19 protein-coding genes are annotated in these 22,493 nt (G+C 72.6%); 15 read left to right on the top strand and 4 right to left on the bottom strand.

Going from position 1 to position 22,493, the window contains the following annotated elements; genetic code table 11:
- The first annotated feature begins 278 nt into the window (after nucleotides 1-278).
- The 4 genes from ABT147_RS08745 (at nucleotide 279) to ABT147_RS08730 (ending at nucleotide 4,528) form a co-directional block, all read left to right on the top strand.
- A complete protein-coding gene (locus tag ABT147_RS08745) occupies nucleotides 279-893 on the top strand; it encodes a transcriptional regulator (RefSeq protein ID WP_351403517.1) in 615 nt (204 codons plus the stop codon).
- Nucleotides 893-1,669, top strand: a complete 777-nt coding sequence (locus ABT147_RS08740) for a toxin-antitoxin system, toxin component (RefSeq protein WP_351403516.1) — start codon at nucleotides 893-895, stop codon at nucleotides 1,667-1,669. The genes ABT147_RS08745 and ABT147_RS08740 overlap by 1 nt, the downstream gene beginning before the upstream one ends.
- Nucleotides 1,666-3,096, top strand: coding sequence for an MAB_1171c family putative transporter (locus ABT147_RS08735; RefSeq protein WP_351403515.1), 1,431 nt, complete (start codon nucleotides 1,666-1,668; stop codon nucleotides 3,094-3,096). The genes ABT147_RS08740 and ABT147_RS08735 overlap by 4 nt, the downstream gene beginning before the upstream one ends.
- Before the next feature lie 91 nt (nucleotides 3,097-3,187).
- Nucleotides 3,188-4,528 carry an NAD(P)/FAD-dependent oxidoreductase gene (locus tag ABT147_RS08730; protein WP_351403627.1) on the top strand — a complete coding sequence of 447 codons (1,341 nt, stop codon included), beginning with the start codon at nucleotides 3,188-3,190 and terminating at the stop codon, nucleotides 4,526-4,528.
- Between the two features lie 127 nt (nucleotides 4,529-4,655).
- Here the strand turns inward: ABT147_RS08730 and ABT147_RS08725 are convergent, their stop codons facing one another.
- From ABT147_RS08725 to ABT147_RS08710, 4 genes are all read right to left on the bottom strand, one after another.
- The gene (locus tag ABT147_RS08725) at nucleotides 4,656-5,561 is read right to left on the bottom strand and encodes an SMP-30/gluconolactonase/LRE family protein (protein WP_351403514.1); all 906 of its coding nucleotides are present in this window, start codon (nucleotides 5,559-5,561) and stop codon (nucleotides 4,656-4,658) included.
- A complete protein-coding gene (locus tag ABT147_RS08720) occupies nucleotides 5,558-6,331 on the bottom strand; it encodes an IclR family transcriptional regulator (RefSeq protein WP_351403513.1) in 774 nt (257 codons plus the stop codon). The genes ABT147_RS08725 and ABT147_RS08720 overlap by 4 nt, the downstream gene beginning before the upstream one ends.
- Before the next feature lie 463 nt (nucleotides 6,332-6,794).
- Nucleotides 6,795-8,036 carry a PucR family transcriptional regulator gene (locus ABT147_RS08715; protein ID WP_351403512.1) on the bottom strand — a complete coding sequence of 414 codons (1,242 nt, stop codon included), beginning with the start codon at nucleotides 8,034-8,036 and terminating at the stop codon, nucleotides 6,795-6,797.
- A 3-nt stretch (nucleotides 8,037-8,039) separates the two neighbouring features.
- Nucleotides 8,040-8,198, bottom strand: a complete 159-nt coding sequence (locus ABT147_RS08710; protein ID WP_351403510.1) for a hypothetical protein — start codon at nucleotides 8,196-8,198, stop codon at nucleotides 8,040-8,042.
- A 242-nt stretch (nucleotides 8,199-8,440) separates the two neighbouring features.
- Here ABT147_RS08710 and pgfA point away from each other — a divergent pair, with 242 nt between their 5' ends.
- From pgfA to ABT147_RS08655, 11 genes are all read left to right on the top strand, one after another.
- Entirely contained in the window at nucleotides 8,441-9,418 is a 978-nt protein-coding gene (pgfA, locus tag ABT147_RS08705; RefSeq protein WP_351403509.1) for a cell envelope lipid trafficking protein PgfA, read from the top strand.
- Between the two features lie 237 nt (nucleotides 9,419-9,655).
- Complete coding sequence (locus ABT147_RS08700) at nucleotides 9,656-10,807, top strand: glycosyltransferase family 4 protein (protein WP_351403508.1); 1,152 nt, start codon at nucleotides 9,656-9,658, stop codon at nucleotides 10,805-10,807.
- 152 nt (nucleotides 10,808-10,959) lie between these two features.
- Nucleotides 10,960-11,640, top strand: a complete 681-nt coding sequence (locus ABT147_RS08695; protein ID WP_351403507.1) for a class I SAM-dependent methyltransferase — start codon at nucleotides 10,960-10,962, stop codon at nucleotides 11,638-11,640.
- The gene (locus ABT147_RS08690) at nucleotides 11,637-16,133 is read left to right on the top strand and encodes an alpha-(1->3)-arabinofuranosyltransferase (protein WP_351403626.1); all 4,497 of its coding nucleotides are present in this window, start codon (nucleotides 11,637-11,639) and stop codon (nucleotides 16,131-16,133) included. Before ABT147_RS08695 ends, ABT147_RS08690 begins: the two co-directional genes overlap by 4 nt.
- The gene (locus tag ABT147_RS08685; protein WP_351403506.1) at nucleotides 16,130-17,761 is read left to right on the top strand and encodes a condensation protein; all 1,632 of its coding nucleotides are present in this window, start codon (nucleotides 16,130-16,132) and stop codon (nucleotides 17,759-17,761) included. Before ABT147_RS08690 ends, ABT147_RS08685 begins: the two co-directional genes overlap by 4 nt.
- Nucleotides 17,761-18,582 carry a class I SAM-dependent methyltransferase gene (locus ABT147_RS08680; RefSeq protein ID WP_351403505.1) on the top strand — a complete coding sequence of 274 codons (822 nt, stop codon included), beginning with the start codon at nucleotides 17,761-17,763 and terminating at the stop codon, nucleotides 18,580-18,582. The genes ABT147_RS08685 and ABT147_RS08680 overlap by 1 nt, the downstream gene beginning before the upstream one ends.
- A 15-nt stretch (nucleotides 18,583-18,597) precedes the next feature.
- Nucleotides 18,598-19,515, top strand: a complete 918-nt coding sequence (locus ABT147_RS08675; RefSeq protein ID WP_351403625.1) for a hypothetical protein — start codon at nucleotides 18,598-18,600, stop codon at nucleotides 19,513-19,515.
- Nucleotides 19,512-19,814 (top strand): Trm112 family protein, encoded by a 303-nt coding sequence (locus tag ABT147_RS08670; protein WP_351403503.1) that lies wholly within the window; start codon nucleotides 19,512-19,514, stop codon nucleotides 19,812-19,814. The genes ABT147_RS08675 and ABT147_RS08670 overlap by 4 nt, the downstream gene beginning before the upstream one ends.
- Complete coding sequence (locus ABT147_RS08665) at nucleotides 19,811-20,650, top strand: FkbM family methyltransferase (protein ID WP_351403502.1); 840 nt, start codon at nucleotides 19,811-19,813, stop codon at nucleotides 20,648-20,650. The genes ABT147_RS08670 and ABT147_RS08665 overlap by 4 nt, the downstream gene beginning before the upstream one ends.
- The gene (locus ABT147_RS08660) at nucleotides 20,610-21,215 is read left to right on the top strand and encodes a hypothetical protein (RefSeq protein WP_502983052.1); all 606 of its coding nucleotides are present in this window, start codon (nucleotides 20,610-20,612) and stop codon (nucleotides 21,213-21,215) included. The genes ABT147_RS08665 and ABT147_RS08660 overlap by 41 nt, the downstream gene beginning before the upstream one ends.
- Before the next feature lie 348 nt (nucleotides 21,216-21,563).
- Nucleotides 21,564-22,490, top strand: coding sequence for an MEDS domain-containing protein (locus ABT147_RS08655; RefSeq protein ID WP_351403500.1), 927 nt, complete (start codon nucleotides 21,564-21,566; stop codon nucleotides 22,488-22,490).
- Nucleotides 22,491-22,493 lie beyond the last annotated feature (3 nt).

The following is a 22,493-nucleotide window of genomic DNA, read 5'->3' as shown; positions in this document are numbered from 1 at the left end:
GGACGCTATGGTCGAAGTCGGGGCGAGTCAATGGGGTGGGGTGGGCTTGCGGATGGGCCTGCGAATGGGCGCCTATTCGACTGCCGGGGGCGGTGGTCGGGCGGGTGCGGGTTGTTCGTGGTTGCTCGCGCAGTTCCCCGCGCCCCTGAAAGAAGCAGGGGCTGCGCCCCGTGCTTCTCAGGGGCGCGCATTCCGGGTAGCGCAACCATCGTTCGTCAAAATTCAACGATCGTTGGAATCTCATGGTGTGGGCGTCTTGTGCCACGTAGGGTCGGCCCGTGCCCGAGCTCCCCGATGCCCTTGCCGAGACCCTGAAACGACTCGACGCCCGTATCGCCGGGAGCGGGGCCGACCGGGGCCGGCTTCTCGATGTGCGCGTGCTGGCCGAACGTACCGCTCTCGGTGAGGACGAGGTACGGGCGTTGCTCGACGGGGGCGAGCCGGTGGCCGGCCGGGTCGACGACCGGGTGCGTGGGCGGGTGCGGGCGCTGCACGAGGCGTATGTCGCGCGGAGCGGGAAGCGGGCCGGGGAGGTCTGCCGGGAGGTCGCCGAGCGGCTCTCGATCAGTCCCGAGTGGGCCAGACAGCTGCTGCTCGGCAAGAAGATGCCGAACGTGCCCGATCTGACCGAACTCGCCGGGTTCTTCGGGATCGAGGAGGGCGTCCGGTTCTTCACCGACCCGGCCGCGACCGTCCTGAACCGTGAACTCCTGCGTGTACTGGCGGGACTTGAGGGCGGCCCTGACGACGACGGGCCGCTGGTCGAGTTCGCCACCCGGCACGGGGTCGTCACGCTCGCGCTGCGCGGCCATCGGCTGACCCGTCGCAAGCAGGAGGCTCTCGCCGTCATGCTCGAAGGGCTGCTCGGTGTCGACGACGAGGAGGCCCGGTGATGAGCCGCGACGGGGGCACGGGGGCCGGGCGGGGCACGGGTGTCGGGGGTGGGACGGGAGCCGGGCGGGGCAGGGGGGTCGCCGCGTTGCGCGGGGCCGTCGCCAGGGTGCGGGCCGCGTTGCTGCCGTCGCCGTCCGCCGCCGAGATGCGGAAGCTGACCGCCGGGCTCAGCAAGGCCGTCCGGGGAAGGCTCGACGCGCCCGTAGACGTACGGGAGTTGGGCGCGGCGCTGTGCGCTGAGATGAGCGCGCGGCGGGGCGGGCGGCCGGTGAAGCTGCGGTTCGAGCGGTTCCCGGACGGAATCGGGGTGACGGGGCTGTGGATGGAGTTCCCCGACTTCGATCTGGTGATCGTCGAGGAGCGGGCCGAGACCGTGCAGCAACTGGTCATCCTGGGCCATGAGTTGTGGCACATGCACGCCGGGCACTGTCATCACCAACTGCCGGGCCCGGATGCCGCCACGCTCGCCCTGTCCGGGGAGACGGGTGCCGTGGACGGGCGGCCGGGTGACCCCGGCGAGGGCGGGGCCGCGCTGCCCCCGCTCTCCCCCGAGCTGTCGGCCGCGCTCGGGCAGGGCGGTACGCCCATCGCGGCGCGCAACGGCTCGCACGAGTCCGACGAGCAGGAGGCCGAGGACTTCGGGCACCGGCTCGCGACCGCCTTCCGTTCCTGGGTGGACACCGGGCAGGGCGGGGCCGCCGGACCTGACGGTTCGGCCGATCCCGTCGGGCAGGCCATCCAGGCGTCCCTGGGTTATCGCAGGCACCGCAGATGAGGGGGACGGCCGTGCCCGCGACGACGACCGGGGCACTCGGCTCCACCGATCCGGCCGACTTCTTCGGTGAGCTGTACATCTCGTTCTGGATCCCCACGGCCGTCCTCACCGCCGCCCTGGTGATCAAGCTGCCCAGCATCGTGAAGCTGTGGCGGGACTCGCTGCTGCGGGCGGTCGGCGGGCTGCTGCTGCTCGCCGCCTGTGTCTTCGTGTTCGCGGTGCCGTCGGTCATCGCGTGGACCAACCGGGTCGTGGGCGTGCCGAACGTCGCCGCGCCCTGGGTGTACTCACTCATCACCGCGTTCTGCGCGTGCTGTCTGCTGCTGATCGTCGCCTGGCGCAACGGCCCGGCGGCCCGGTCCCCGGCGACGCGCCGTCTGATGCGGTGGGTCGTCGGTGTGTACGCGGGGGTGATCGTCGTGCTGTGGGTGCTGTTCGCGCTGGCGGACGTCCCCCGCGAGCGGCTGCGCGACCTCGACACGTACTACGCCACCACCCCCTTCATGCGCGAGGAGATCCTGCTCTACCTCCTCGCGCACACGGCGGCCTGTCTGATCACCTACCGGCTGATTCGGAACTGGGCGCGCGCGGACGGCCTCGATCTGTGGCTGCGCGGAGGTCTCAAGGCGCTGGGCCTGGGCTGCGTGCTCAATCTGGTGTTCGACGCCTCGAAGTTCACGGCGGTGGTGGCCCGTTGGACGGGGCACGACCTGGACTGGCTGAGCACGCATGTGGCGCCGCCGGTCGTCGCCCTGGCGGCCATCTTCATCGCGGTGGGCTTCATCCTGCCGCACGGCGGCCAGTATCTGCAGGACCGCTGGCGGGTGCGGGCCGGCCTGCGGCGGCTGCGGCCCCTGTATCTGCTGATCCGGACCGTCGACGGCTCCCGCGTCCCGTTCGCGCTGCGCGCCACCCCGGAGTTGCGCCTCACCCGCCGGGAGACGTTCATCCGGGACGGTCTGCTCCGGCTGACCCGCCATCTCGACAAGGATCTGCGGCGCCTCGCGTACGACGCCGCGCTGGACCTCGGTCATACGCCCGGCCGTGCGAAGGCCCTCGCCGCCGCCGTCACGATCCAGGACGCGGTGGCCACGCGGCGGCGGTCGCCGGACAGCGGGCCGGCGGTCACGCTCACGACGGACCCGCTCGCGACGGGTCCACTCACTACAGCTCCACGCACTACAGGTCCGCTCACGGCAGGTCCGCTCACGGCAGGTCCGCTCACGACAGGTCCGCTCGTCTTCCCGGGGTTTGCGGCGGGCTCGGGGGAGTTCATGGTCTCCTCGGACTTCACCGACCTGCTCCAGGACATCGAGGCCGTGTCGCTGGTGCTCCGTGAGCCGGTCGAGATCGAGGCGGTGCGCGCGCTCGCCGTCGCCTCCCGAACAGACTCCCGAACAGAGAGCAGTGTGCCGGTACATGAGTGAACGTCCCGCCGCCGTCGACCCGTCCTCCGGGTCGTCACGGTCCGCCCCGCCCGTGCGCACCGCCGTCGTGCTCGGTGGCTCCCTCGCCGGGATGCTCGCGGCCCGTGCCCTCGCCGGGTTCGTGGACGCGGTCACGGTCGTCGAGCGGGACGCGCTGCCCGAGGGGGCCGGTCCGCGCCGGGGTCTGCCGCAGGCGCGCCACGCCCACATGCTGTGGTCGGGCGGGGCCCGGGCGGTGGAGGAGCTGGTGCCGGGAACCACCGGGCGGCTGCTGGCCGCCGGGGCGCACCGGCAGGCGGTGACCACGGACATGGTGGTCCTGTCGCCCCAGGGGTGGTACCGGCGCTGGCCCGTGTCCCACCACTGCCTCCTGGCCGGGCGGGATCTACTGGACGCGACCGTCCGTGCGGCGGTCCTCGCCGACGACCGGGTCGGGCTGCTGGATCGCACCGAGGTGCTCGGGCTCGTCGGCGACGGGGCGGCCGTGACCGGGGTACGGGTCCGGCACGACGACGGCACCGAGCGGGTCCTCGATGCCGGGCTGGTCGTCGACGCCACCGGCCGGGCCTCGCGCGCGCCCCACTGGCTCGCGGCACTCGGGCTGCCCGCGCCGGAGCGGCGGGAGGTCGACTCCGGTCTCGCGTACGCCAGCCGGGTCTTCCGTGCGCCCGAGGGGGCCCGGCGGGGGTTTCCGGTGGTCGCCGTACAGGCCGACGCGCGGCGGCCGGGGCCCGGTCGGTCCGCCTTCCTGGTGCCCATCGAGGACGGCCGGTGGATCGTCATGCAGTCCGGGACGCGGGGCGGCGAGCCCTCCCCCGCCAACGAGGACTTCGTCCGGTTCGCCCGGGAGGAACTACGGCATCCGATCATCGGTGAACTGATCGCCGGGGCCGAGCCGTTGGGCGACGTCGCGTTCACGCGGTCCACGGCCAACCGGCGTTGGTTCTACGAGCGGATGTCCCGCTGGCCGGAGAACTTCGCCGTCGTCGGGGACGCGCTCGCCGTGTACAACCCGGTGTACGGGCACGGGATGGCGGTCGCCGCCCAAAGCGCGGTCGCCCTACGGGATGTGATCCGGCGTCAGGGCTGGGGCTCACCCGGTCTGGCACGGCGGATCCAGAAGGCCGTGGCCCGGCCGGTGGGGGTCGCCTGGGACCTGGCCATAGGGCAGGACGTGTTCTACGAGGGGGCGACCGAGGCCGGGCCCACATGGCGGGACCGGCTCGTGTCCGCGTACGTGGACCGGCTGGTGCACACCGCCACCGGCAACGGCCGCATCGCCCGCCGCCTCACCGACGTGACCTCCCTGGAACGCGGCCCCGAAATCCTCCTCACCCCCACCACCCTCCTCGCAGCAGCCACCGGCCCCCTCAAACCAAGCCTGAAGGAGGCCCCACTGACTCCGGAGGAACGCAAAGCCGCCGGCATCTGACCGCGACCGCCCGGCCCGCACGGCTGCGGGCGGTACGGCGGGGACACGGTCGGTACGGCACCGCCGGGCAGCGCCGTCGCGGATGGGCGGCGCTGTGGCGGGGATGGGGTGAGGTGTGGGGTGGCTGTCAGCCCTCGAATGCCGGCTGGGGTAGGCCCTTTCCTGCGCCCGGGATCACCAGTAGGGAGCCCGAGAGGGGGTGGGGGGTGGCCGTGCCTGTGCGGGCTGTGGTGATGTAGAGGTCGGTGAGGTCGGGGCCGGCGAAGGCGCAGGCCGTGGGGCGGGGGGTGGGGAGGGGGACGACGCGGTCCAGGGTGCCGGTCGGGGTGTAGCGGCGGACGGCTGCGCCTTCCCAGAGGGCGACCCAGACGCAGCCCTCGGCGTCGACGGTGAGGCCGTCGGGGTAGCCCGCGCCGTCCTCGACGGTGACGAAGGGGCGGCGGTTGACAGGGAGCCGTACGCCGTCCCCGGTGTCCGTGTAGTCGAAGACGTCGATGCGGCGGGTCGGGGAGTCGATGTAGTACATCAGCCGGCCGTCCGGGCTCCAGCCCGTGCCGTTGCTCACGGCGACGTCGTCCAGGACGGTCGAGGCGAGGCCCGCCGCCGTGAAGCGGGACAGGGTGCCGCCGCCCGGGGCCTCGTCGTAGCGCATGGTGCCGGCGAAGAGGGAGCCGTCGGGGGCGACGGCGGCGTCGTTGGCGCGGCGGCCGGGGACCGGCTCGTGGTGCAGCCAGCGGAAGGAGCCGTCGGGGTCGGTGAGGCCGACGCCGTCCCGCAGGTTCAGGACGAGACCGCCGCCGACGCGGGGCTTGACCGCGCCGACGTGCTGCTCGGTGACGAGGACCGTGCGACGGCCGGAGGCCGGGTCGTAGGTGTGGACCCGGCAGCCGAGGATGTCGATCCAGATCAGTCGCTGGGTGTCGGCGTCCCAGGTGGGCCCCTCGCCGAGGGCCGCGTACTCCCGTACCGCGACCTCGTATCCCGCGTGACCCGCGTCACTCGTGTGACCCGTGCGGCCCCTGTGCGGGCTCATGCCACGCTCCGGTGGCCGAGGCGCTCGGACAGCTCGGCCGCGCCCTTGGCGGCGAGCTGCTCCAGCTCGACACGGCGCTCGTCGCTCCAGCGGATCATGGGGACGGAGATGGAGAGCGCGGCGACGACCTTGCCCGCGCGGTCGCGGACCGGCGCGGCGACGCAGGAGACGTCCGGGTTGGACTCGCGGTTCTCCACGGCGAGACCCCGCTCACGGATCCGGGCCAGGGCCTCGCGCAGAGCGGCCGGGTCGGTGATGCTGTTGGGGGTCATGGCGACCAGGTCGGCGTCGTCCGGGATCCGGGCGGACAGCTCGACGTCGGGAAGGGAGGCGAGGAGCATCTTGCCCACGGAGGTGCAGTGCGCCGGAAGGCGGCGGCCCGCGGCGGAGACCATGCGCACGGCGTGCGTGGAGTCGACCTTGGCGATGTAGATGACGTCCGTGTACTCCAGGATCGCCACATGCACCGTCTCGTCGCAGGTCTCGGCGACGGATCTGGCCACCTGCTGGCCCTCGGCGGCGAGGTCCAGCTGCTCGGCGTAACGGCTGCCCAGCTGGTACGGGCGGACGCCCAGGCGGTAGCGGCCCGGCTGGCCCTGGACCTGGACGATGTACCCCCGGGCGGCGAGCGTGGTGACCAGCTCGTGCACGGTGGTGCGGGGCAGCTGGAGTCTGCGCACGATGTCGGGGGCGGAGAGTGTGCCGTCCCCGTCCAGGAAGAGCTCCAATATGTCGAGCGCCCGGGTCACGGCAGGTACTAGGCGTCCCACGGTCGGCCCCCTCCCTCTGTTCTGTCTGCGGCGAGTGTTCGAAATTTCAACTGTCGATCGGCATAACGAACACAGGCTAGTCATAGTGCCCCTGGCCGGGCAATGGCCGGGAACACTCGGGGTTTCCCCGGGCGGTGACCTCTCGGCGCCGGAGGAGCTCGGCGGTTTCGTCCACCACGGAGCGGCGTTGTCGAGTGCGGCCCGGTGGGGCTTCTCGCGCAGTTCCCCGCGCCCCTAAAAACTTCAGGCCCTGGCGGGCCTGAAAGACCACGGTCCCGCAGACCCGAAGACGATGGCCCCGCAGGCCTGAAGACGATGGCCGGGCGGGCCTGAAAACGACGGCCGGGCGGGGGAAAAGCACGGGGCGCAGCCCCTGCTTTTCAGGGGCGCGGGGAACTGCGCGAGAAGCCCCACCGGAGCCGCACCCGCCAACGAACCCGCACCCCCGCCCCCCGAGGCGCCCTCATCGCCGCCCGCGCGGATCCCCCAGCTCCCCCCGCAACCGTTGCGCCCGCAGCACCAGCTCCAGCTCGAAGCGGCGATCGGGGTCGTCGATCTCGTCGCCCCAGAGTTCACGGATCTGCCGGAGACGGTACCGAACGGTTTGCGGGTGCACACCAAGGCGGGTCGCGATCTCGGGCGCACCGCCACGCGTCTCCAGCCAGGCGAGGAGCGTCTCGGCGAGGCGGCGGCCGTGCGTGGGGCCACAGTGGGCCAGCGGCGCGAGACACCGCAGGGCGAGGTCGTCGATGAGCTCCTCGGGCTGGAGGAGGACGAGGGCCTCGGTGTGCTCGGTGCAGTGCAGGACCTCGCCGCCGGGCAGCAGCCGGCGTTCCATGAGGCGTACGGCGGCCTCCGCCCAGCGCAGCGACTTCGCCGCGTCGGCCAGCGGCACCGGCGGGCCGATCGCGCCGGACCAGCCGGTCAGGGCGCGGTGGAGGAGTTCGGGCCGGCCGGCCGCGTCCGGTTCGGGGACGACCATACGGGGCTGCTCGTACTCCATGTCGAGCAGCACGCCCTGGCCGACGGCGGGGGCCATGGCCTCACGGGCGGGGCGTAAGAGGACCCCGACGGCGACCTTCTCCGGGAGGGTCCAGCCGATCCGGGCCGCGCGTTCGGTGAGCGCGTCGGCCGGGTCGCCCCTGTGGTGCTCGGCCAACAGCAGTTCCATCAGCCGGCGTTGCAGCCGCAGACGCTCCCCCGCCTGCCGGGCCGCCGCCTCCGCGTAGCCGCGCACCGACTGGTCCACCAGGCCGTCCAGATACTCGTAACCGGCGTCGACGAGCTCGTACATCGCGGGCGGCGGGATCTCCACGCGCTGGCCGATCTCCGCGAAGCGGCGCCAGGCGAGGCGTACGCCGAGGCGGTAGATCGCCTGGAGCGAGTCGAGGCTGCGGCCGTTCAGGCCCTCGCCGCGGCCGAACTCCTGGAAGACGCCGGGAGGGACACGCGGGCGGCCCTCGGCGGTCTCCAGGTGCTGGACGAAGACCTCGATCGCGCGCCGGATGCCGATGAGGGCCATCGGTTCGCCGGAGTCGTCGAGGACGACGGGCAGATGCGGGTACTCCCGGCGGATCTCGCACAGGATCTCCTCGGCGAGGGCGGGGGCCTCGGCCATGGCGATCGCGGCGAACTCCCGCACCTGGAGCCGCGGCACGTCGTGCCAGGCGGAGCGGACGGTGACGGTTGCCGGTACTCCGGTCACCCCTCAGCGCCCCTGATCCTGACCGGCGTTCTCGTACGTGATGAGCGGGGTGTTCGGCTGGTCCGGGGTCGCGTCGAGCAGCGCGACGATGCCGAGCGCGGCCCCCACGGCGAGAGCGGCGGCGGCCACCATGGTCAGTGCGGCGGCGAGCAGTCTGGACATCGCAGGGGCAGCCTCTCGGTCGACAGGTCGTCCCCACCCAGGGCACCCCGCGGACCCAGTGTCAGCAATGCATTGACACTGCGTCAAGACTCCGCCTACGGTTCCCGGCCCATACGCAACCCATCGGTAGCCCGATGCGCAGCCCCCTGCCCCGCCCCGTCCGCACGCGCACGTTCCCTGGGCGTCGCCTCTGCCGCGCGCCTGCCCGAGCCGCACCTCCCAACGCCCCCTGGAGTGCCCGGATGCGCCGTACAGCCTCACCGCTCTCCCTGGTCCTACTGGGCCTCGGCACGTTTCTGCTGGTCCTCGCGCCCCTGCTGGCCTGGTACGTGCAGCCACGGGCCGCCGTGAACCCGATCGACATCGACACGACCGCCGTCTACGCCGGCACGGGCAGCGTCTTCGACGTGGAGCAGGTGAAGACCGTGCCGGACCAGGAGATCACCGTGACCCAGCGGGTACGCGGAGATGTGGCCGAAAGTGAGCGCAGCGGGGCCGCCGTGTGGGACGTGATCACCTCGGTCGACACCGAGAAGTCACTGCCGGCGGCCGACCCGCACGACGCCCTGGACTTCACCCCGCACCGCTGGGTCAGCGACCGGAAGACCAACCGGCCGGTGCACTGCTGCGACGAGAAGCCGTACATCGAGGGCGAGGCGTACCTGAAGTTCCCCTTCGATGTGCAGGAACGCTCCTACCGCTGGTGGGACAACACGCTCGGCGGGACGGTGACGCTCCACTACGAGGGCCGCAAGAAGATCCGGGGCTACGAGGGGCTGCGCTTCACCGCGAAGGTTCCGGCCACCAAGACCGGCACCCGACTCGTCCCCGGCGCCCTCGTCGACGAGCCGAACCGGCCGCAGGTGCTCGCCGAGGAGTGGTACGCCAACCACGGTCTCGAACTGGTCGTCGACCAGAGCACGGGGCGTGTGCTGTACGCGCAGACCGGGCCGCGCCGGACCCTGCGGGCGCCCGGCGGCGACGAGGACGCGGCCGTGCTGCTGGACAGCCGGAAGCTCGCGTTCACCCCGGCGACGCAGAAGTTCGCGGTGGACCAGGCGGAGAAGGACAGCGGACTGCTGCGGCTGGTGGGGCTGACGGTGCCGATCGGTACCGCTGTGCTCGGTTTCGTCCTCGCCGCGGTGGGCGCCGTTTTGGTCGTACGCGGCAGGCGGCGCCCCGATACGCCCGAGTCGTCCCAGGAACCGATCACGATGTGACAGGGCGTCAGTTCAATAAACCCCGGAAATTGTCACGCCGGTGAGTAGCAGCTTCGAACCGCTGGGCGAAAACTGTCCACCCCACCCGAGCACAGCCCACCCACACCCCGCCGACAAGCACCCCACAGAACGAGAGACCCGCACGACCCACCCGGACCCCTCCGCACCGGAACATCCCCCACAGCGAACGTCCTTCTCCCCGCTGAGTTCCGCACCCCGAGACGAGTTGGAGCACCCATGCCCCAGCACGTGCCGTTCTCGCTGGTCGAGGTGTTTCCGCGCCTCGACCGGCATCGGTCGGCAGGCCCCCCACAGCCACGCCGTATCGTCTTTCTCGCCCGCCGTGACCTCGGTAATCCGGCGGCGGGGGGCTCCGAGCTCCTCGTCGACCGGCTCGCCGACGGCCTGACCCGGCTCGGCCACCAGGTCACCCTGCTGTGCGGCGGCCCGGCGGCCTACCGCGACTACCGCGTCGTGTCGGCCGGCGGCGACCTGAGCCACCATCTGCGTGCCAAGTCGGCCTTCGCCCGTCAGGTCGGCGACTGCGACCTCCTCGTCGAGGTGTGCAACGGCATGCCCTACCTCGCGCCGCTCTGGCACCACGGCCCCACGATGTGCCTGGTCAACCATGTGCACACGGATCTGTGGCAGCTGCGGTTCGGCGGCGCCCTGGCGCCCGTCGCGCGCCTCGGCCGAAGACTCGAACACTGGTCGCTGACGGCCGCGCAGCGCCAGAACCTCCTGGTCGCCGTGTCCTCGTCCACCGCCGGCGCGCTCCGCTCGATCGGGGTGGAGCGGGAGCGGATACGGGTCGTGCACAACGGGGTCGAGGAACCGGGGCCGCGTACCGAGCGGTCGCCCGAGCCGCTGTTCGTGGCGGTGGGGCGGCTGGTCGAGTACAAGCGGATCGATCTGCTGCTGCGGCTGTGGGAACGGGTCCGTCCGGTCACGGGCGGGCGGCTGGTGATCGTCGGCGACGGGCCCGAGCGGTCACGGCTGGAGGCGATGGCCGGGCCGGGGGTCGAGTTCGCCGGGCATGTGTCCGAGGTCGAGAAGCATCGGCTGCTGTGTGCGGCCTGGTTGCTGCTTCATCCCTCCGCGGTGGAGGGGTGGGGGCTGGTCGTCACCGAGGCCGCCGTACGGGAGACCCCCTCGGTCGCCTTCGATGTGCCCGGACTGCGGGATTCCGTCGTGGACGGGGAGACCGGGGTGCTGGCCCGGGGGGAGTCCTCCTTCGCCGCGGCCTGGTGTGCGCTCGCGTTGTCGACCGATCGGCGGGTGCTGATGGGGAAGGCGGCGCGGGAGCGGGCCGCGCAGTATCGGTGGGAGCGGACTGTTCGGCAGTTTCGGGCGGTGGCTGCGGAGGCTGTGCGGGGTTGGACGCCTTGAGCGCCAAATGGGGTGCCTCGGATGGTCGTTGGCGGCTGCGGGTGCGTCGTGGCTTGTCGCGCAGTTCCCCGCGCCCCTTCAGGGGCGCGGCAGCCGGCGCTCCCTTTAGAGATCCCTCTTTTCGTCGCTCCATCAGCCTCTTCCGAGCCTTCATGCGGGAGCAGGACGACCCCGAGTACTGCTACGCGTTGCTCGCCCGTGACGCCGTCGATCAGGTCGAGGCGTACGGCGGTGGACCCGTCGACGGGCTGACCGTGGTCGATGTCGGGGGCGGAAGCGGGTACTTCACCGAGGAGTTCCGGCGGCGGGGTGCGCAGGCTTATCTCTTCGAGCCGGATCTACGGGAGTTGGGGACGAAGCCGCCCGAGGGTGCCGTCGTCGCCGACGGGTATCTGCTGCCGTTGGCCGACGGGGTCGCGGACGTCACCTTCACCTCCAATGTGCTGGAGCATGTGGCCGATCCGCCGACCTTCATCAGTGAGCTCGTCCGGGTCACCCGGCCCGGTGGGCTGATCTATGTGTCGTTCACGAACTGGCTGTCCCCGTGGGGCGGGCACGAGTGGGCGCCCTGGCACTACCTGGGGGCGGAGCGGGCGCGGGCCCGCTATCGGCGCCGTACCGGGAAGGACGCCAAGCACACCCTCGGCGAGAACCTCTTCGCCGTGCACATCGGACGCACTTTGCGGCAGGTGCGCGGCCGGGACGACGTGACCGTCGTGTCGGCGCGCTCCCGCTACTGGCCGTTTCTCGCGGAGACCGTCGTGAAGGCGCCGGGACTGCGTGAGTTCGCCACCTGGAACCTTCTCCTCATCCTCCGGCGGTGTCCACCATGACGAGCACGGTCCAGGCTCCACCTCCCGCGCCGGTACGGCCGGCGGGCACGACCGAGGGACCCCCCGAGGGCCCTCGGTCGCGGCGCTGGCTGCTGGGGTTCTGGGCCGTGGTGTTCGTTCTGCTGGTCGCGGCGCAGCCCGGGCGGCAGACCTTCGACACCAAGCTCGGAGTCACCACCGACCCCTGGCAGTTCGTCTCCGACCTCGGCCAACTGTGGCACGACCGGGGCGGGTTCGGCGGCATCGCGGACCAGTACGTCGGTTACCTGTGGCCGATGCTGCCGTACTACGGGCTGACCGATCTGGTCGGACTGCCGGTGTGGCTCGCCGAGCGGCTGTGGCTGTCACTGATCGTGTCGGTGGCGTTCTGGGGTGCGCTGCGGCTGGCGGAGCGGCTGGGGGTCGGGAGTTCCGCGTCGAGGCTGCTGGCCGCCGGCGCCTATGCGCTGTGGCCGGTGTTCACCACCGTCGTCGGATCGACCTCGGCCGCCGCGCTGCCGGGGGCCTTCCTGCCGTGGGTGCTGCTGCCGCTGACGAACGAGCGGTACAGCGCGCGGGTGGCCGCCCTGCGGTCGGCGCTCGTGATCCCGTTCATGGGCGGGGTCAACGCGACCGCGACCCTGGCCTCGCTGCTGCCCGTCGGGCTGTATCTGCTCACCCGGCCACCGGGCACCAGACAGCGGAGGCTGATCGCGTGGTGGGTGCCGGGGGTGATCCTGGCGACCGCGTGGTGGGTGGTCCCGCTGCTGCTGCTCGGTGTGCACGGGGAGAACTTCCTCCCGTACGTGGAGAGTTCGCAGACCACGACGGCCACGATGTCCGCCACCGAGGCACTGCGCGGTGCCGGGAACTGGGTGGGGTATCTGCACTTCGGTGAGGCCTGGCTGCCCGCCGGGTGGTCCGTCGCCGCCTCGGTGATCGTGATCCTGTCGTCGGCGCTGGCGGCGGGGCTGGGGCTGGCCGGGCTCGCGCGGCGGGACATGCCCGAGCGGCGGTGGCTGGTGCTGACCGTGCTGGTCGTCGCGCTGATCACGCTCGCCGGGTACGGCGGTGCGTTCGGGGCGCCCTTCCACGGGGTGGTCCAGGACTGGCTGAACTCGGGGCTCGCGCCCTTCCGGAACATCTACAAGTTCCAGACCGGGCTGGCGCTCGCGCTGGTCCTCGGGCTCGCGCATCTGGTGGGAGTGGCCGTACGGGCGCACGGGGCCCGCCGGGTGCGGGGGCGCCGCTTCGCACCGCTGATCGCGGCCGTGCTGGTGATCCCGGGGCTGCTGTGGCCGTACCTCAACGGGTCGGTGCTGCAACCGGGTTCGTTCCAGGCACTGCCCAAGTACTGGCAGTCCACGGCCGATTGGCTGGAGAAGTACTCGCCGGACTCACGGGCCCTGGTCGTCCCCGCCACCGCGCACGGCATCTACACCTGGGGCACGACGGTCGACCAGCCGCTCGACGTGCTCGCCGAGTCCCGCTGGGCGCAGCGCGACTACGTGCCCTTCGGCACCCCCGGCAACCGGCGCGCGATGGACGCCGTCGAGCAGGCGCTGCTGACAGGAGGCGAAGTCCCGGGCTTGGCCGACTACTTGAGCCGGGCGGGGCTGTACTACGTCGTCGTACGCAACGACCTCGACCCCGACCAGATCGGCTCCGTACCGACCACGACCGTGAAGCGGACCCTGGAGCAGTCCGGATACGAGCGGGTCACCGGGCTCGGGCCGACGATGACCGGCGGGCGGATCGCCGAGGGCACCCCACTCCAGGTCGAGGGGCTGTACGCGCGGCAGCGGGCCGTGGAGATCTACCGCCCGACCGAGGACGTACCGCGTCCCGGGCAGGCCGGGCTGAAGGCCATCGCGGACACCGCCGTCGTCTCCGGCGGGCCCGAGTCACTGCTGCCGCTGGCCGCCGACCCGGAGCTGCGGGACCGGGCCACCGTGCTGACCGGCGACAACCACCCCGGTCTCGGCACCCCGGCCGTCCAGGTGGTCGGCGACGGACTGCGGCGCGCGGACACCCGGTTCGGCCTGGTCAACGCCAACACGTCGTACACGTATACGGCGAACGAGCGGAACCCGAGCGGAAGCGTGCAGAACGCCGGTGAGCAGCCGAAACAGATCCTGCCGGTGTCGGGGCTCGACCACCAGACGGTGGCCGAGCTGCGCGGCGCCGAGTCGGTGACGGCCTCGACCAGCGGTAACTGGCTGTTCCATCTGCCGCAGTACGACCCGGTGAACGCCTTCGACGGCGACCGGAACACCGCCTGGGCGGAGGGCGCGGCCGGGTCGGCGAACGGGCAGTGGCTGCGGATCGACTTCGACGGCAAGCAGGACATCCCGGAGACGTTCGAGGTCACCCCGCTGCCGCAGGACGGGGTGCGGTCGGCGCCGACGCGGATCAAGGTGGAGACCGAGCGGGGCTCGCGCTCCACGAACCTCCAGGCCGACGGCTCGACGCAGACGGTCAACGCCCGTCCCGGCGAGACGAGTTGGCTGAAGATCACGATCCTCGACTCGGCGCGGCGGCACGCCGGGATCGTCGGCGCGGGCTTCGCCGAGGTCGACATCCCCGGTGTGAAGGTCACCCGGATGCTGCGGCTGCCGACCGACGCGAAGGACGCCGAGGCCTCCGCCGAGCTGGTCTCGATCCAGCGCGCCGCCGACCCGACCGGCCTCTCCCCCACGGGCACCGAGCCCGGCCTGCACCGCACGTTCGCCACCACCACGGCGGGGACGTACGAGGTGAAGGCGACGGCCGTCCCCGTGCCGGGCGAGGAACTCGACAAACTGCTGTACAAGGTGGCGCCCGAGCAGCAGACCCAGATCATGGCGACCGCCGAGTCCACGGCCTCCCTCGGAGCCGGGCTCTCGCCACGCAATCTGACCGACGGGGACCTGACCACGGCGTGGATCGCGGGCGACGACCCGACGATCCACCTGAGCTGGAAGGACAAGTGGCCGGTCGGCTCGCTCGTCCTGGCCCCGGCGGGCGGCCTGTCGACCCGGCCGACCCAGGTCGAGATCAGCTCCCCGGACGGTGCCGTCATCGCCGCCGTCGACGAGAACGGCTGGGTCCGCTTCGACCCGATCAACACCGACCGACTCGACATCACCATCACCGAGACGGCCCCGCTGACCGTCCACAACCCCGTCGCCGACGAGGACCTGCAACTCCCGGTCGGTCTCACGGAGGCGTACATCCCGGCCCTCGACCAGTTCCGCACCCCGCAGCCCGCCCCGACCCGGGACTTCGAGCTGCCGTGCGGCGAGGGCCCGGCCGTCGAGGTGGACGGGACGCCGTACGAGACGAGCGCCAAGGGGACGGTACGGGACCTGGTGGAGCGCCGGTCGATCGAGCTGACGCTCTGCCAGAGCAGCGGCGCCGGGGGCGGGTTGCAGCTGGACGCTGACGACCGGCACACCGTCGAGTCCGAGGACTCGGGCGCCCTGGCCGTCACCACCATGACCCTCACCCGGGGCTCGGTCGCCCAACCCGCCGTCCGCGGACGCGACTTGGGCATCCGCGACTGGCTCGGCGACCGCCGCGCGGTCACCGTCGGCGACGGCGCGGCCTCCTACCTGACGACGTACGAGAACTTCAACGACGGCTGGAAGGCCACCCTGAACGGCCGTGAGCTGACCCCCGTGCGGCTCGACGGCTGGCAGCAGGGCTGGCGCGTCCCCGGCGGCGCGGGCGGCACGGTCAAGCTGTCGTACGAGCCGTCCGTGACGTACGACGCCGGGCTGATCGGTGCCGGTGTGGGCCTCGCGGCCCTGATCGGGCTGGCCCTCTGGCGCCGCCGGGAGCCCAACCCCGACGCGCCGCAGCCGATCCCGCCGGGCCCCGGCCTCTGGCTCGGCACGATCGCCCTCACCGTCGTCGGCATCGTCATCGCGGGCTTCCTCGCCCTCCTCGTCCCGCTGCTGGCCCTCCTCGCCTGGAAACGGCACACCCTGCTCGTACCGATCGCCTTCCTCGCCCTGGCCGGCGCCGGCCTCGCCGCCGCCTTCGGAGCGGGCGAGCCGGTCGCGGCGGACGAGGGCGCGTTCGGTCATGTGGCCCAACTCCTCGCGCTGACCGGGCTGTTCGCGGCGCTGGTGAGTGTGGGCGCGGATGCCGTGACCGCGCCGGAACGGCCCGGCTCGACACGGCGGTTCGAGGTACCGCCGGGGGCCACGGCACCGACGGCGCCGTTGCCGCAGCGGCGGCGGGTGGACAAGACGCTGAACGGCGGGCCGGGAGCCGGCGGGAGTGCGGGAACGGGCGTGAGTGCGGGCGGCGGGTCCGTGGCGAGCCCGACGATCTCCGCGCGCGGGCCGGGGAGCCCGCAAGGAGAGACGGACCCGGAGACGGCCACGGCGACGGACACGGACACCCCGACCCGGCGGATTCCGTTCACGAAGCCGAAGTCCAAGGCGACGCCGCCTCCGCCGCCTCCGCCGTCTCCGCCTGCGGCCGACAACGACGACGGCGGTACGGGGAAGGGGGGCCCGGCATGACGGCACTGCACCACCCCGCACGGGACGACGCCGCGCCCGGGCCCGTCCGGATCCCCTTCCCCGTGGTCGACGAGGTGTCCCGGCACTGTCTCCAGGAGGAGGAGCCCGAGACCGTCCACATCGAGGTCCACCTCCCCGGCCGCCTCGACCCCGACCGCCTGCGCACCGCCTTCACCGCCGCCCTCCGCCACCATCCCCGGATCCTCATGCGCGAGGCTCCGGGCCGGTGGTACCGCCGCCGCTACGAGTGGGAGCTGACGGCGGAGCCGGAGGTGGAGGTGGTCGCCTTCCTCCCCGCCAGCCCACACGCCCTACGGGACGCACGCACAAGGGCCCTGATCGAAGCACCCCCGCTGACACTGTCCCCGCCGATCCGCCTGGAGGTGGTGGAGGGAGCGGGACCGGCGGTGGGAAGCGAGGCATGCGACGACGTCGGGCACGCCTCCCGCCCCACCGTCTCAACTGCGGGCAACCGCCCCACCGACGTAACTGCGGGCAACCGCCCCGCCGACGTAGCTGCGGGCAACCGCCCCGCTGACGTAGCTGCGGGCAATCGTGCCGCTGGGGCGATGGGGGTCCCCCCGCTCGAGCGAAGTCGAGAGTGGGGGAGGGTGGGCGCAGCGGCACCTCGTACCGCCGAGCAGCGGACCCAACCCCCGGCCGACCCCACCCCCGGGCGCCCAAGAAACACCGGCACAGGCAAGAACACCGGCACCCGCACCGTCCTCTTCCTCACCATCAACCACACCGCCCTGGACGGCCCCGCCTGCCTCCGCATCCTGGCCACCGCAGCGGAGCTGTACGGCGGCAAGGACAACGCCCCCACCGCCCCACCCATCCGCCCCACCCCCACCCAGACCGAACCGACCCCGGCCGAGACCGACGCCCCCTCCAACTGGTCCCGCCCCGCCCGAGTCGCCCCCGGCACCCCCGAACCCTCCCCCGGCAACGGCCTGCTCGTCACCGAACTCCCCGTCCCCCGCCGCCCGAAGTCCGCCCCCTACACCGTGAACGACCAGCTCATGGTCACCACGGCCCTGATGCTCGCCCACTGGAACCGGGAACACGGCGCCCACCCCCGCCCCCTGCGCATCACCATGCCCGTGGACGACCGCCCGAGGGACACGGACATGCCGATAGGCAACGGCACCCGCCTGGTCGAAGTCCCCTTCTCACCGGCCGAGTTGGACCCGTCCCACACCCCTCTCGCCACGCTCCTCCACCGCACGGCGGACCGCACCCGCGCCCTGAAGTCCGCCCCACGCCCCCAACTGGGCCACAGTGCCTCCCTGTTGACCGCCCCGGTGGTCCCCGTGGCGTGGCGCGCCGCCCTCACCAGGGGCCTGCGCAGAGCCGCCGCGCCCTGGACCTCGACGACCCTCCTCAGCAACATCGGCCGCGTCCCCTACGCGCTGGACTTCGGCGAGGAGGCCGGCCGCGCCCACGCCGTCTGGTTCTCGGCCCCGGCCCGTATGCCCCGGGGCCTCACCGTCACGACCGCCTCCACGGCGGGCCGTCTCCATCTGGCCCTGCGCTGGTCGCGCGCCCTGCTCAGTCACGGCGACGGCGCCCACCTCCGCGACCTCTTCGAGCACTATCTGCACGCGACGGCAGAGGACACCGAGTGATGCCGCGAGCCACCCCGACCACGTCACCCGCCCAGCCCCCGACACAGACCCCCACACCCACACCCACCCCGACCCCGACACCGGCTCCAACCCAGTCCCCGCTCAAGGGACTTCGGGACTTCTACGAGGACCCGTCCGTCCCCGTCGCCTCCGGCACCCCCCGCAGCCTCGCCCAGGCCCGCATGCTGGCGACGGCCCTCGGCCCGGCGGCCGGAAGCGCAGGCCCCCGCACCATCCTCGACATCGGCTGCGGCGACGGCACGGCGGCGGCGACCGCCGCGCCCCTCCTCCCCGGCCACCGCATCATCGGCGTCGACTGGTCCCAGGACGCCCTCAGACGCGCCCGCACCCGCGTCCCGTACGCGATCCGAGGTGAACTCGCCGACGGCGGGCTGCCGTTCAGGTCGGAGTCCGCCGACGCCGTCCTGTTCAGCGAAGTCATCGAGCACCTGGTCGACCCGGACGCCGCCCTCGACGAGATCCGCCGTGTCCTGCGCCCCGGCGGCCATCTGATGCTGTCGACCCCCAATCTCGCCGCCTGGTACAACCGCGCCCTGCTCCTCGCGGGCGTCCAGCCGGTGTTCTCGGAGGTGAGCCTGCGCGGCATCCACGGCCGCCCCGGGACGGAGGTCGTGGGCCACCTTCGGCTCTACACCGCCCGCGCGCTACGGGAGTTCGTGGCCGCGTCCGGCTTCGAGGTCGTACGGCTGCGCGGGGCGCCCTTCCACGGCGTACCGCGTCCGCTGCGTCCGCTGGACCGGCTGGCCTGCGCGGCCCCCTCGGCCGCGTCGATCCTGCTGCTGCACGCACGGAGGATGTAGGCGATGTGGTGGGGAGTGGCCGCGGCCCTGTTGGCGAACGCGCTGTACAGCACCGGATTCGTCCTGGAGAAACGGGCACTCACCGCGATGCCGCAGGTGACGGTCCGGGAGCCGGTGAAACTGCTGCGGCAGGTCGTCGGCAGCCCGCTGTGGATCGCGGGCTCCCTGTCGCTGGCCGCCGGGTTCGCCGCGCAGCTGGCCGTGTACCGGACGCTGCCGATCGCCGCCGCCCAGGGCATCTTCGTCTCGGGGCTGGTGCTGCTCGTCCTGCTGTCCGCGCGGCTGCTCGGCGAGGAGACCACGGGCCGGGAGCGGTACGCCCTCGGGGCCATCCTCGCCGCGCTGCTGATGGTGGTGCTGTCGCTGGACGAGGGCTCCGACACGGTCAGCCAGCAGGCGCCGTACGCGCTGGTCCTGACGATCTGTCTGCCCGCGCTGGCGGCGGGGGTGGGGCTCTACCGGTCCGCCGAGCGGCGCGCCCGGCACCGTCACCGGCTGCCGACCACGGGCGTCGAGTACGGCGTGGCGGTGGGCCTGCTGTACGGCGTCAGCTCGCTCGCGATCAAGGGCGTGTCGAGCTATCTGACCACCAGTGGCCTCGGGGACGCGGTGGTCGGTCTGCTGCGCTCCCCGTACCCGTATCTCCTGCTCTTCACCGGCGCGTTCGGTCTGGTGATGTCACAGGCGGCGCTGCAGCGCTGCCGGGCCTCGCTGATCGTGCCGGTCTGTACGACGGTGACCTGCCTGTTCACGGCGGTGCTCGGCACGCTGTCGTTCGGGGAGTCGCTGCCCGACGACCCGCTGCGGCTGACGCTGCGGCTGTCGGGCACGGTACTGGCGGTCGCCGTACTGCTGAGCATGCCCAAGCACGACAGTCCCGCGCCGTCGGCGCCCCAATCCTCCGCACCGGCCAAGGAGTTGACCCCTCCATGAACCCCGACGACCCATTGCTCCGGATCCTGGCGTGCCCGCTGGACAAGGGGCCGCTGCACCTGGTGGTCCACGAGGAGGAACAGCCAGAGGAAAGGCGTTCCGACACCACCGACGCCACCGACACCACCGACACCTCGGACGCCACCGACGCAGCCGTCCAGGCGTCGGAGTCGCTCTACAACCCCCGGCTGCACCGCCGTTACCCGATCGTCGACGGCATTCCGCAGCTGCTGCCGTCGTCGGGCGAGCAGGTGACGGAGGACGAACACGAGGCACTTCTCCGGAGGTTGGGGTCATGACCACACTCGCCGCGCGGCTCGCGCCGTTCCTCCCGGACCGGCTGATCGCCGCTACCGCCCGGTTCGTCTACCCGCGCTTCGAACCGGAGCTGGCCCGGCTCGACGAGCTGTGCCCGCCGGGGTGCGGCACGGCGGTGGACGTCGGCGGCTGGTACGGCCCCTGGACCCGGCGGCTGGCGAGACGGGCCGGGCGCGTGGTGACCGTCGAGCCGGTGCCCCGGCTGGCCCGGCTGCTCACCGCCTCGGCCCCCGCCAACGTCCGCGTCGTCCAGGCCGCCGCCTCCGACCGCCCGGGCACGGCCCGGCTCTGGCTGCCGTCCGGCGACGACGGCGGACGGGGTGTGTCGTCCCTGGTCCGCCGGGACATCCACGCCCGCGCCCTGGACGTCCGCTGCGTCACCCTCGACGGCCTCGGCCTGACGGACGTCGGGTTCGTCAAGATCGACGTCGACGGCAACGAACTGGCCGTGCTGCGCGGCGCGTCCGGCCTCCTGGTCCGCGACCGCCCGGCCCTCTTCGTCGAACTGGAGGCCCGTATCCAGCCGATCACCCCGGTCGTCGACCTCCTCGCCGGCCTCGGCTACGCCGGCTGGGTCCTGCCCGCCGGGACGTGGCTCCCCCTCGTCCCGGCACGCCTGGAGGCCCATCAGGCGCGTACGTCGCATGTGGCGTCCGACGGGCTGCTCCGGCGCGTCCTGCCGTTCGGCGGGCCCCGGTACGTCAACTCGGTGCTGTTCCTGCCGGACGGGCGCCGCCCGGGTGAGCCGCCCCCCGCGTCCGGCGCCGTACGCGACGATGGACCGCATGTCCTCCGCGAAGCGCCCGGGCCCCGATAGGCCCTCCGGTCCGTTCACCCCGCTCGACTTCCAGCTCGTCCTGCTGCGCCGGATGGCCGACCACAATCCGGGGCTCGTCGAGGACGCCCGGCGTGAGCTGGGCGTCTCCCTCGCCCAGATGCGGGAGGCGAACCGGCGGTGGCAGGCGATGGTGCGGTCGCCCCGGGGGCGGGGGTCGGCCGCCCGGTACCGGTCGGTCCTGGGCACGCCGGAATCGGTGACCGCGCGGAGGATCGGCGACCTGGACTGCGAGGCGTGGCTGTGGCCGGTGCCGTTGTGGGCCGACCTCCGCTTCGAGGTGCTGCTCGCGCCGAACGGGGCGGTGTGGAACGAGTGGCTCGTGCGGGCTCCGGGGGCCGCGGGTCCCGACCTGCGCGCTGTCGGTGACCTGACGCCGTGGTCGTGCACGGTGGACGAGGTGGCGCGGGCGTTCGCGCCGGTGCGGCCGATGGAGGGGACGGCGCCCACGCGGTGGGGGCTGCGGTTCGCTGCGCCTGACGGGGCGGGGGTCGTGCGGGAGTGTGTCGCCGAGTTCACGTGGGGGTTGTTGCAGAGGGTCGCCTGAGAGCTCGGGTGGCCTGGGTGCGTGCGCGGGTGCGGGTCCGGTGGGGGCTTCTCGCGCAGTTCCCCGCGCCCCTTCAAAACATGGGGTGAGCCCGGGTCGCTCAGGGGCGCGGGGAACTGCGCGACCAGCCCCCACCGGGCCGCACATCGATCCAGCCCCGCGCCCCTAAAAACACCACCTGATCGCATCCTGTCAGGTCACGCGCACGATCGATCAGCCACTTCATCAACCGCTCCCAAATGCCCCCCAAAGCCGCCCGAGTAGAAGATTGGCGATCATCCGGCCGTTGGGGGCGGCGCTGGGCCTACTGTCCGTGGGGAGTCCTGATCCTCACGGGAAGGCTGTCCCATGACGACCCAGCACCGCGCGGAGCGAACCGTGCCCGTCGAGCGGCTGCGGCTGGGGGATCACGCGTGTATGGGGCCGGGTGACATCGAGGGGGCCGGGGAGTCGCCGTGGAAGGTGTTCACCGCGTACACCCGGACCAGCCTGGCGCGCGGGGAGAAGGTCCTGCTGGTCATGGACCCGGACGATCTGAGCGACGACGAGGTGGTCGCGCTGCTGGACCGGGGCAGCGGGCAGGTCGTGGCGGCGCGGGCCGGCGGTCAGCTCTCGCTCAAGCGCAACACCGAGATCTACGTCCCCGACGGCCGCTTCCAGGAGCGGCGCACGATCGACGCGTACGCCTCCGAGGTCGACCGTGCCTGTGACGAGGGCTGGGCGGGGCTGCGGGTCACCGCCGACATGAGCTGGGCGCCCCGGGTGAACCTCGGCCACGACCGGCTGCTGGACTACGAGGCGTCCGTGGCGCCGCTGTTCGCGGACCCGCTGTTCACCGCGATCTGCTGGTACGACCGCCAGCGGTTCGACGAGGAGCTGACGAGCCGCGTCGGCAAGGTGCACCCGCTGCGGGTCATGGAGCGCCTCGACTCCCTGGAGGTCACCGAGACCCCGGACGGCGGGCGGATCACCGGGACCGCCGAGCTGAGCACACGGACCGAGTTCGTCGAGGCCCTGCGCGAGGCGCTGGAGCACCGTGACGACTCCGGGCCCAGCCACTTCGTCCTCGACCTGCGCGACCTGTGCTTCATGGAGGCCCACTGCGCCTGGCAGCTGATCAGCCTCGCCGCGTCGCTCCCGGCCGGCAGCGAGGTCACCGTGCGCTGCGGCGAGCTGCTGGGGCTGGTGCTGGAACAGTTGGGCGCCGGCGAGGTGCCCCAGCTGCTGGTCAGCGTGGAGGTGGAGGGGGAAGACGACGAGGAGGGCGCCGGGTGAGCG

The sequence above is a fragment of the Streptomyces sp. NPDC001868 genome (genome assembly GCF_040297125.1).
Lineage (GTDB): Bacteria > Actinomycetota > Actinomycetes > Streptomycetales > Streptomycetaceae > Streptomyces.
The sequence above is the reverse complement of the archived record's forward strand: the minus strand, read 5'-3'. Positions and strand labels throughout refer to the sequence as shown.

Excerpts from the sequence above, each read along its gene's own strand:
- ABT147_RS08740 (WP_351403516.1), top strand. The coding sequence starts at position 893 with ATGAGCCGCGACGGGGGCACGGGGGCCGGGCGGGGCACGGGTGTCGGG.
- ABT147_RS08735 (WP_351403515.1), top strand. The coding sequence starts at position 1,666 with ATGAGGGGGACGGCCGTGCCCGCGACGACGACCGGGGCACTCGGCTCC.
- ABT147_RS08730 (WP_351403627.1), top strand. The coding sequence starts at position 3,188 with ATGCTCGCGGCCCGTGCCCTCGCCGGGTTCGTGGACGCGGTCACGGTC.
- ABT147_RS08725 (WP_351403514.1), bottom strand. The coding sequence starts at position 5,561 with ATGAGCCCGCACAGGGGCCGCACGGGTCACACGAGTGACGCGGGTCAC.
- ABT147_RS08710 (WP_351403510.1), bottom strand. The coding sequence starts at position 8,198 with ATGTCCAGACTGCTCGCCGCCGCACTGACCATGGTGGCCGCCGCCGCT.
- pgfA (WP_351403509.1), top strand. The coding sequence starts at position 8,441 with ATGCGCCGTACAGCCTCACCGCTCTCCCTGGTCCTACTGGGCCTCGGC.
- ABT147_RS08700 (WP_351403508.1), top strand. The coding sequence starts at position 9,656 with ATGCCCCAGCACGTGCCGTTCTCGCTGGTCGAGGTGTTTCCGCGCCTC.
- ABT147_RS08695 (WP_351403507.1), top strand. The coding sequence starts at position 10,960 with ATGCGGGAGCAGGACGACCCCGAGTACTGCTACGCGTTGCTCGCCCGT.
- ABT147_RS08690 (WP_351403626.1), top strand. The coding sequence starts at position 11,637 with ATGACGAGCACGGTCCAGGCTCCACCTCCCGCGCCGGTACGGCCGGCG.
- ABT147_RS08685 (WP_351403506.1), top strand. The coding sequence starts at position 16,130 with ATGACGGCACTGCACCACCCCGCACGGGACGACGCCGCGCCCGGGCCC.
- ABT147_RS08680 (WP_351403505.1), top strand. The coding sequence starts at position 17,761 with ATGCCGCGAGCCACCCCGACCACGTCACCCGCCCAGCCCCCGACACAG.
- ABT147_RS08670 (WP_351403503.1), top strand. The coding sequence starts at position 19,512 with ATGAACCCCGACGACCCATTGCTCCGGATCCTGGCGTGCCCGCTGGAC.
- ABT147_RS08665 (WP_351403502.1), top strand. The coding sequence starts at position 19,811 with ATGACCACACTCGCCGCGCGGCTCGCGCCGTTCCTCCCGGACCGGCTG.
- ABT147_RS08660 (WP_502983052.1), top strand. The coding sequence starts at position 20,610 with ATGGACCGCATGTCCTCCGCGAAGCGCCCGGGCCCCGATAGGCCCTCC.
- ABT147_RS08655 (WP_351403500.1), top strand. The coding sequence starts at position 21,564 with ATGACGACCCAGCACCGCGCGGAGCGAACCGTGCCCGTCGAGCGGCTG.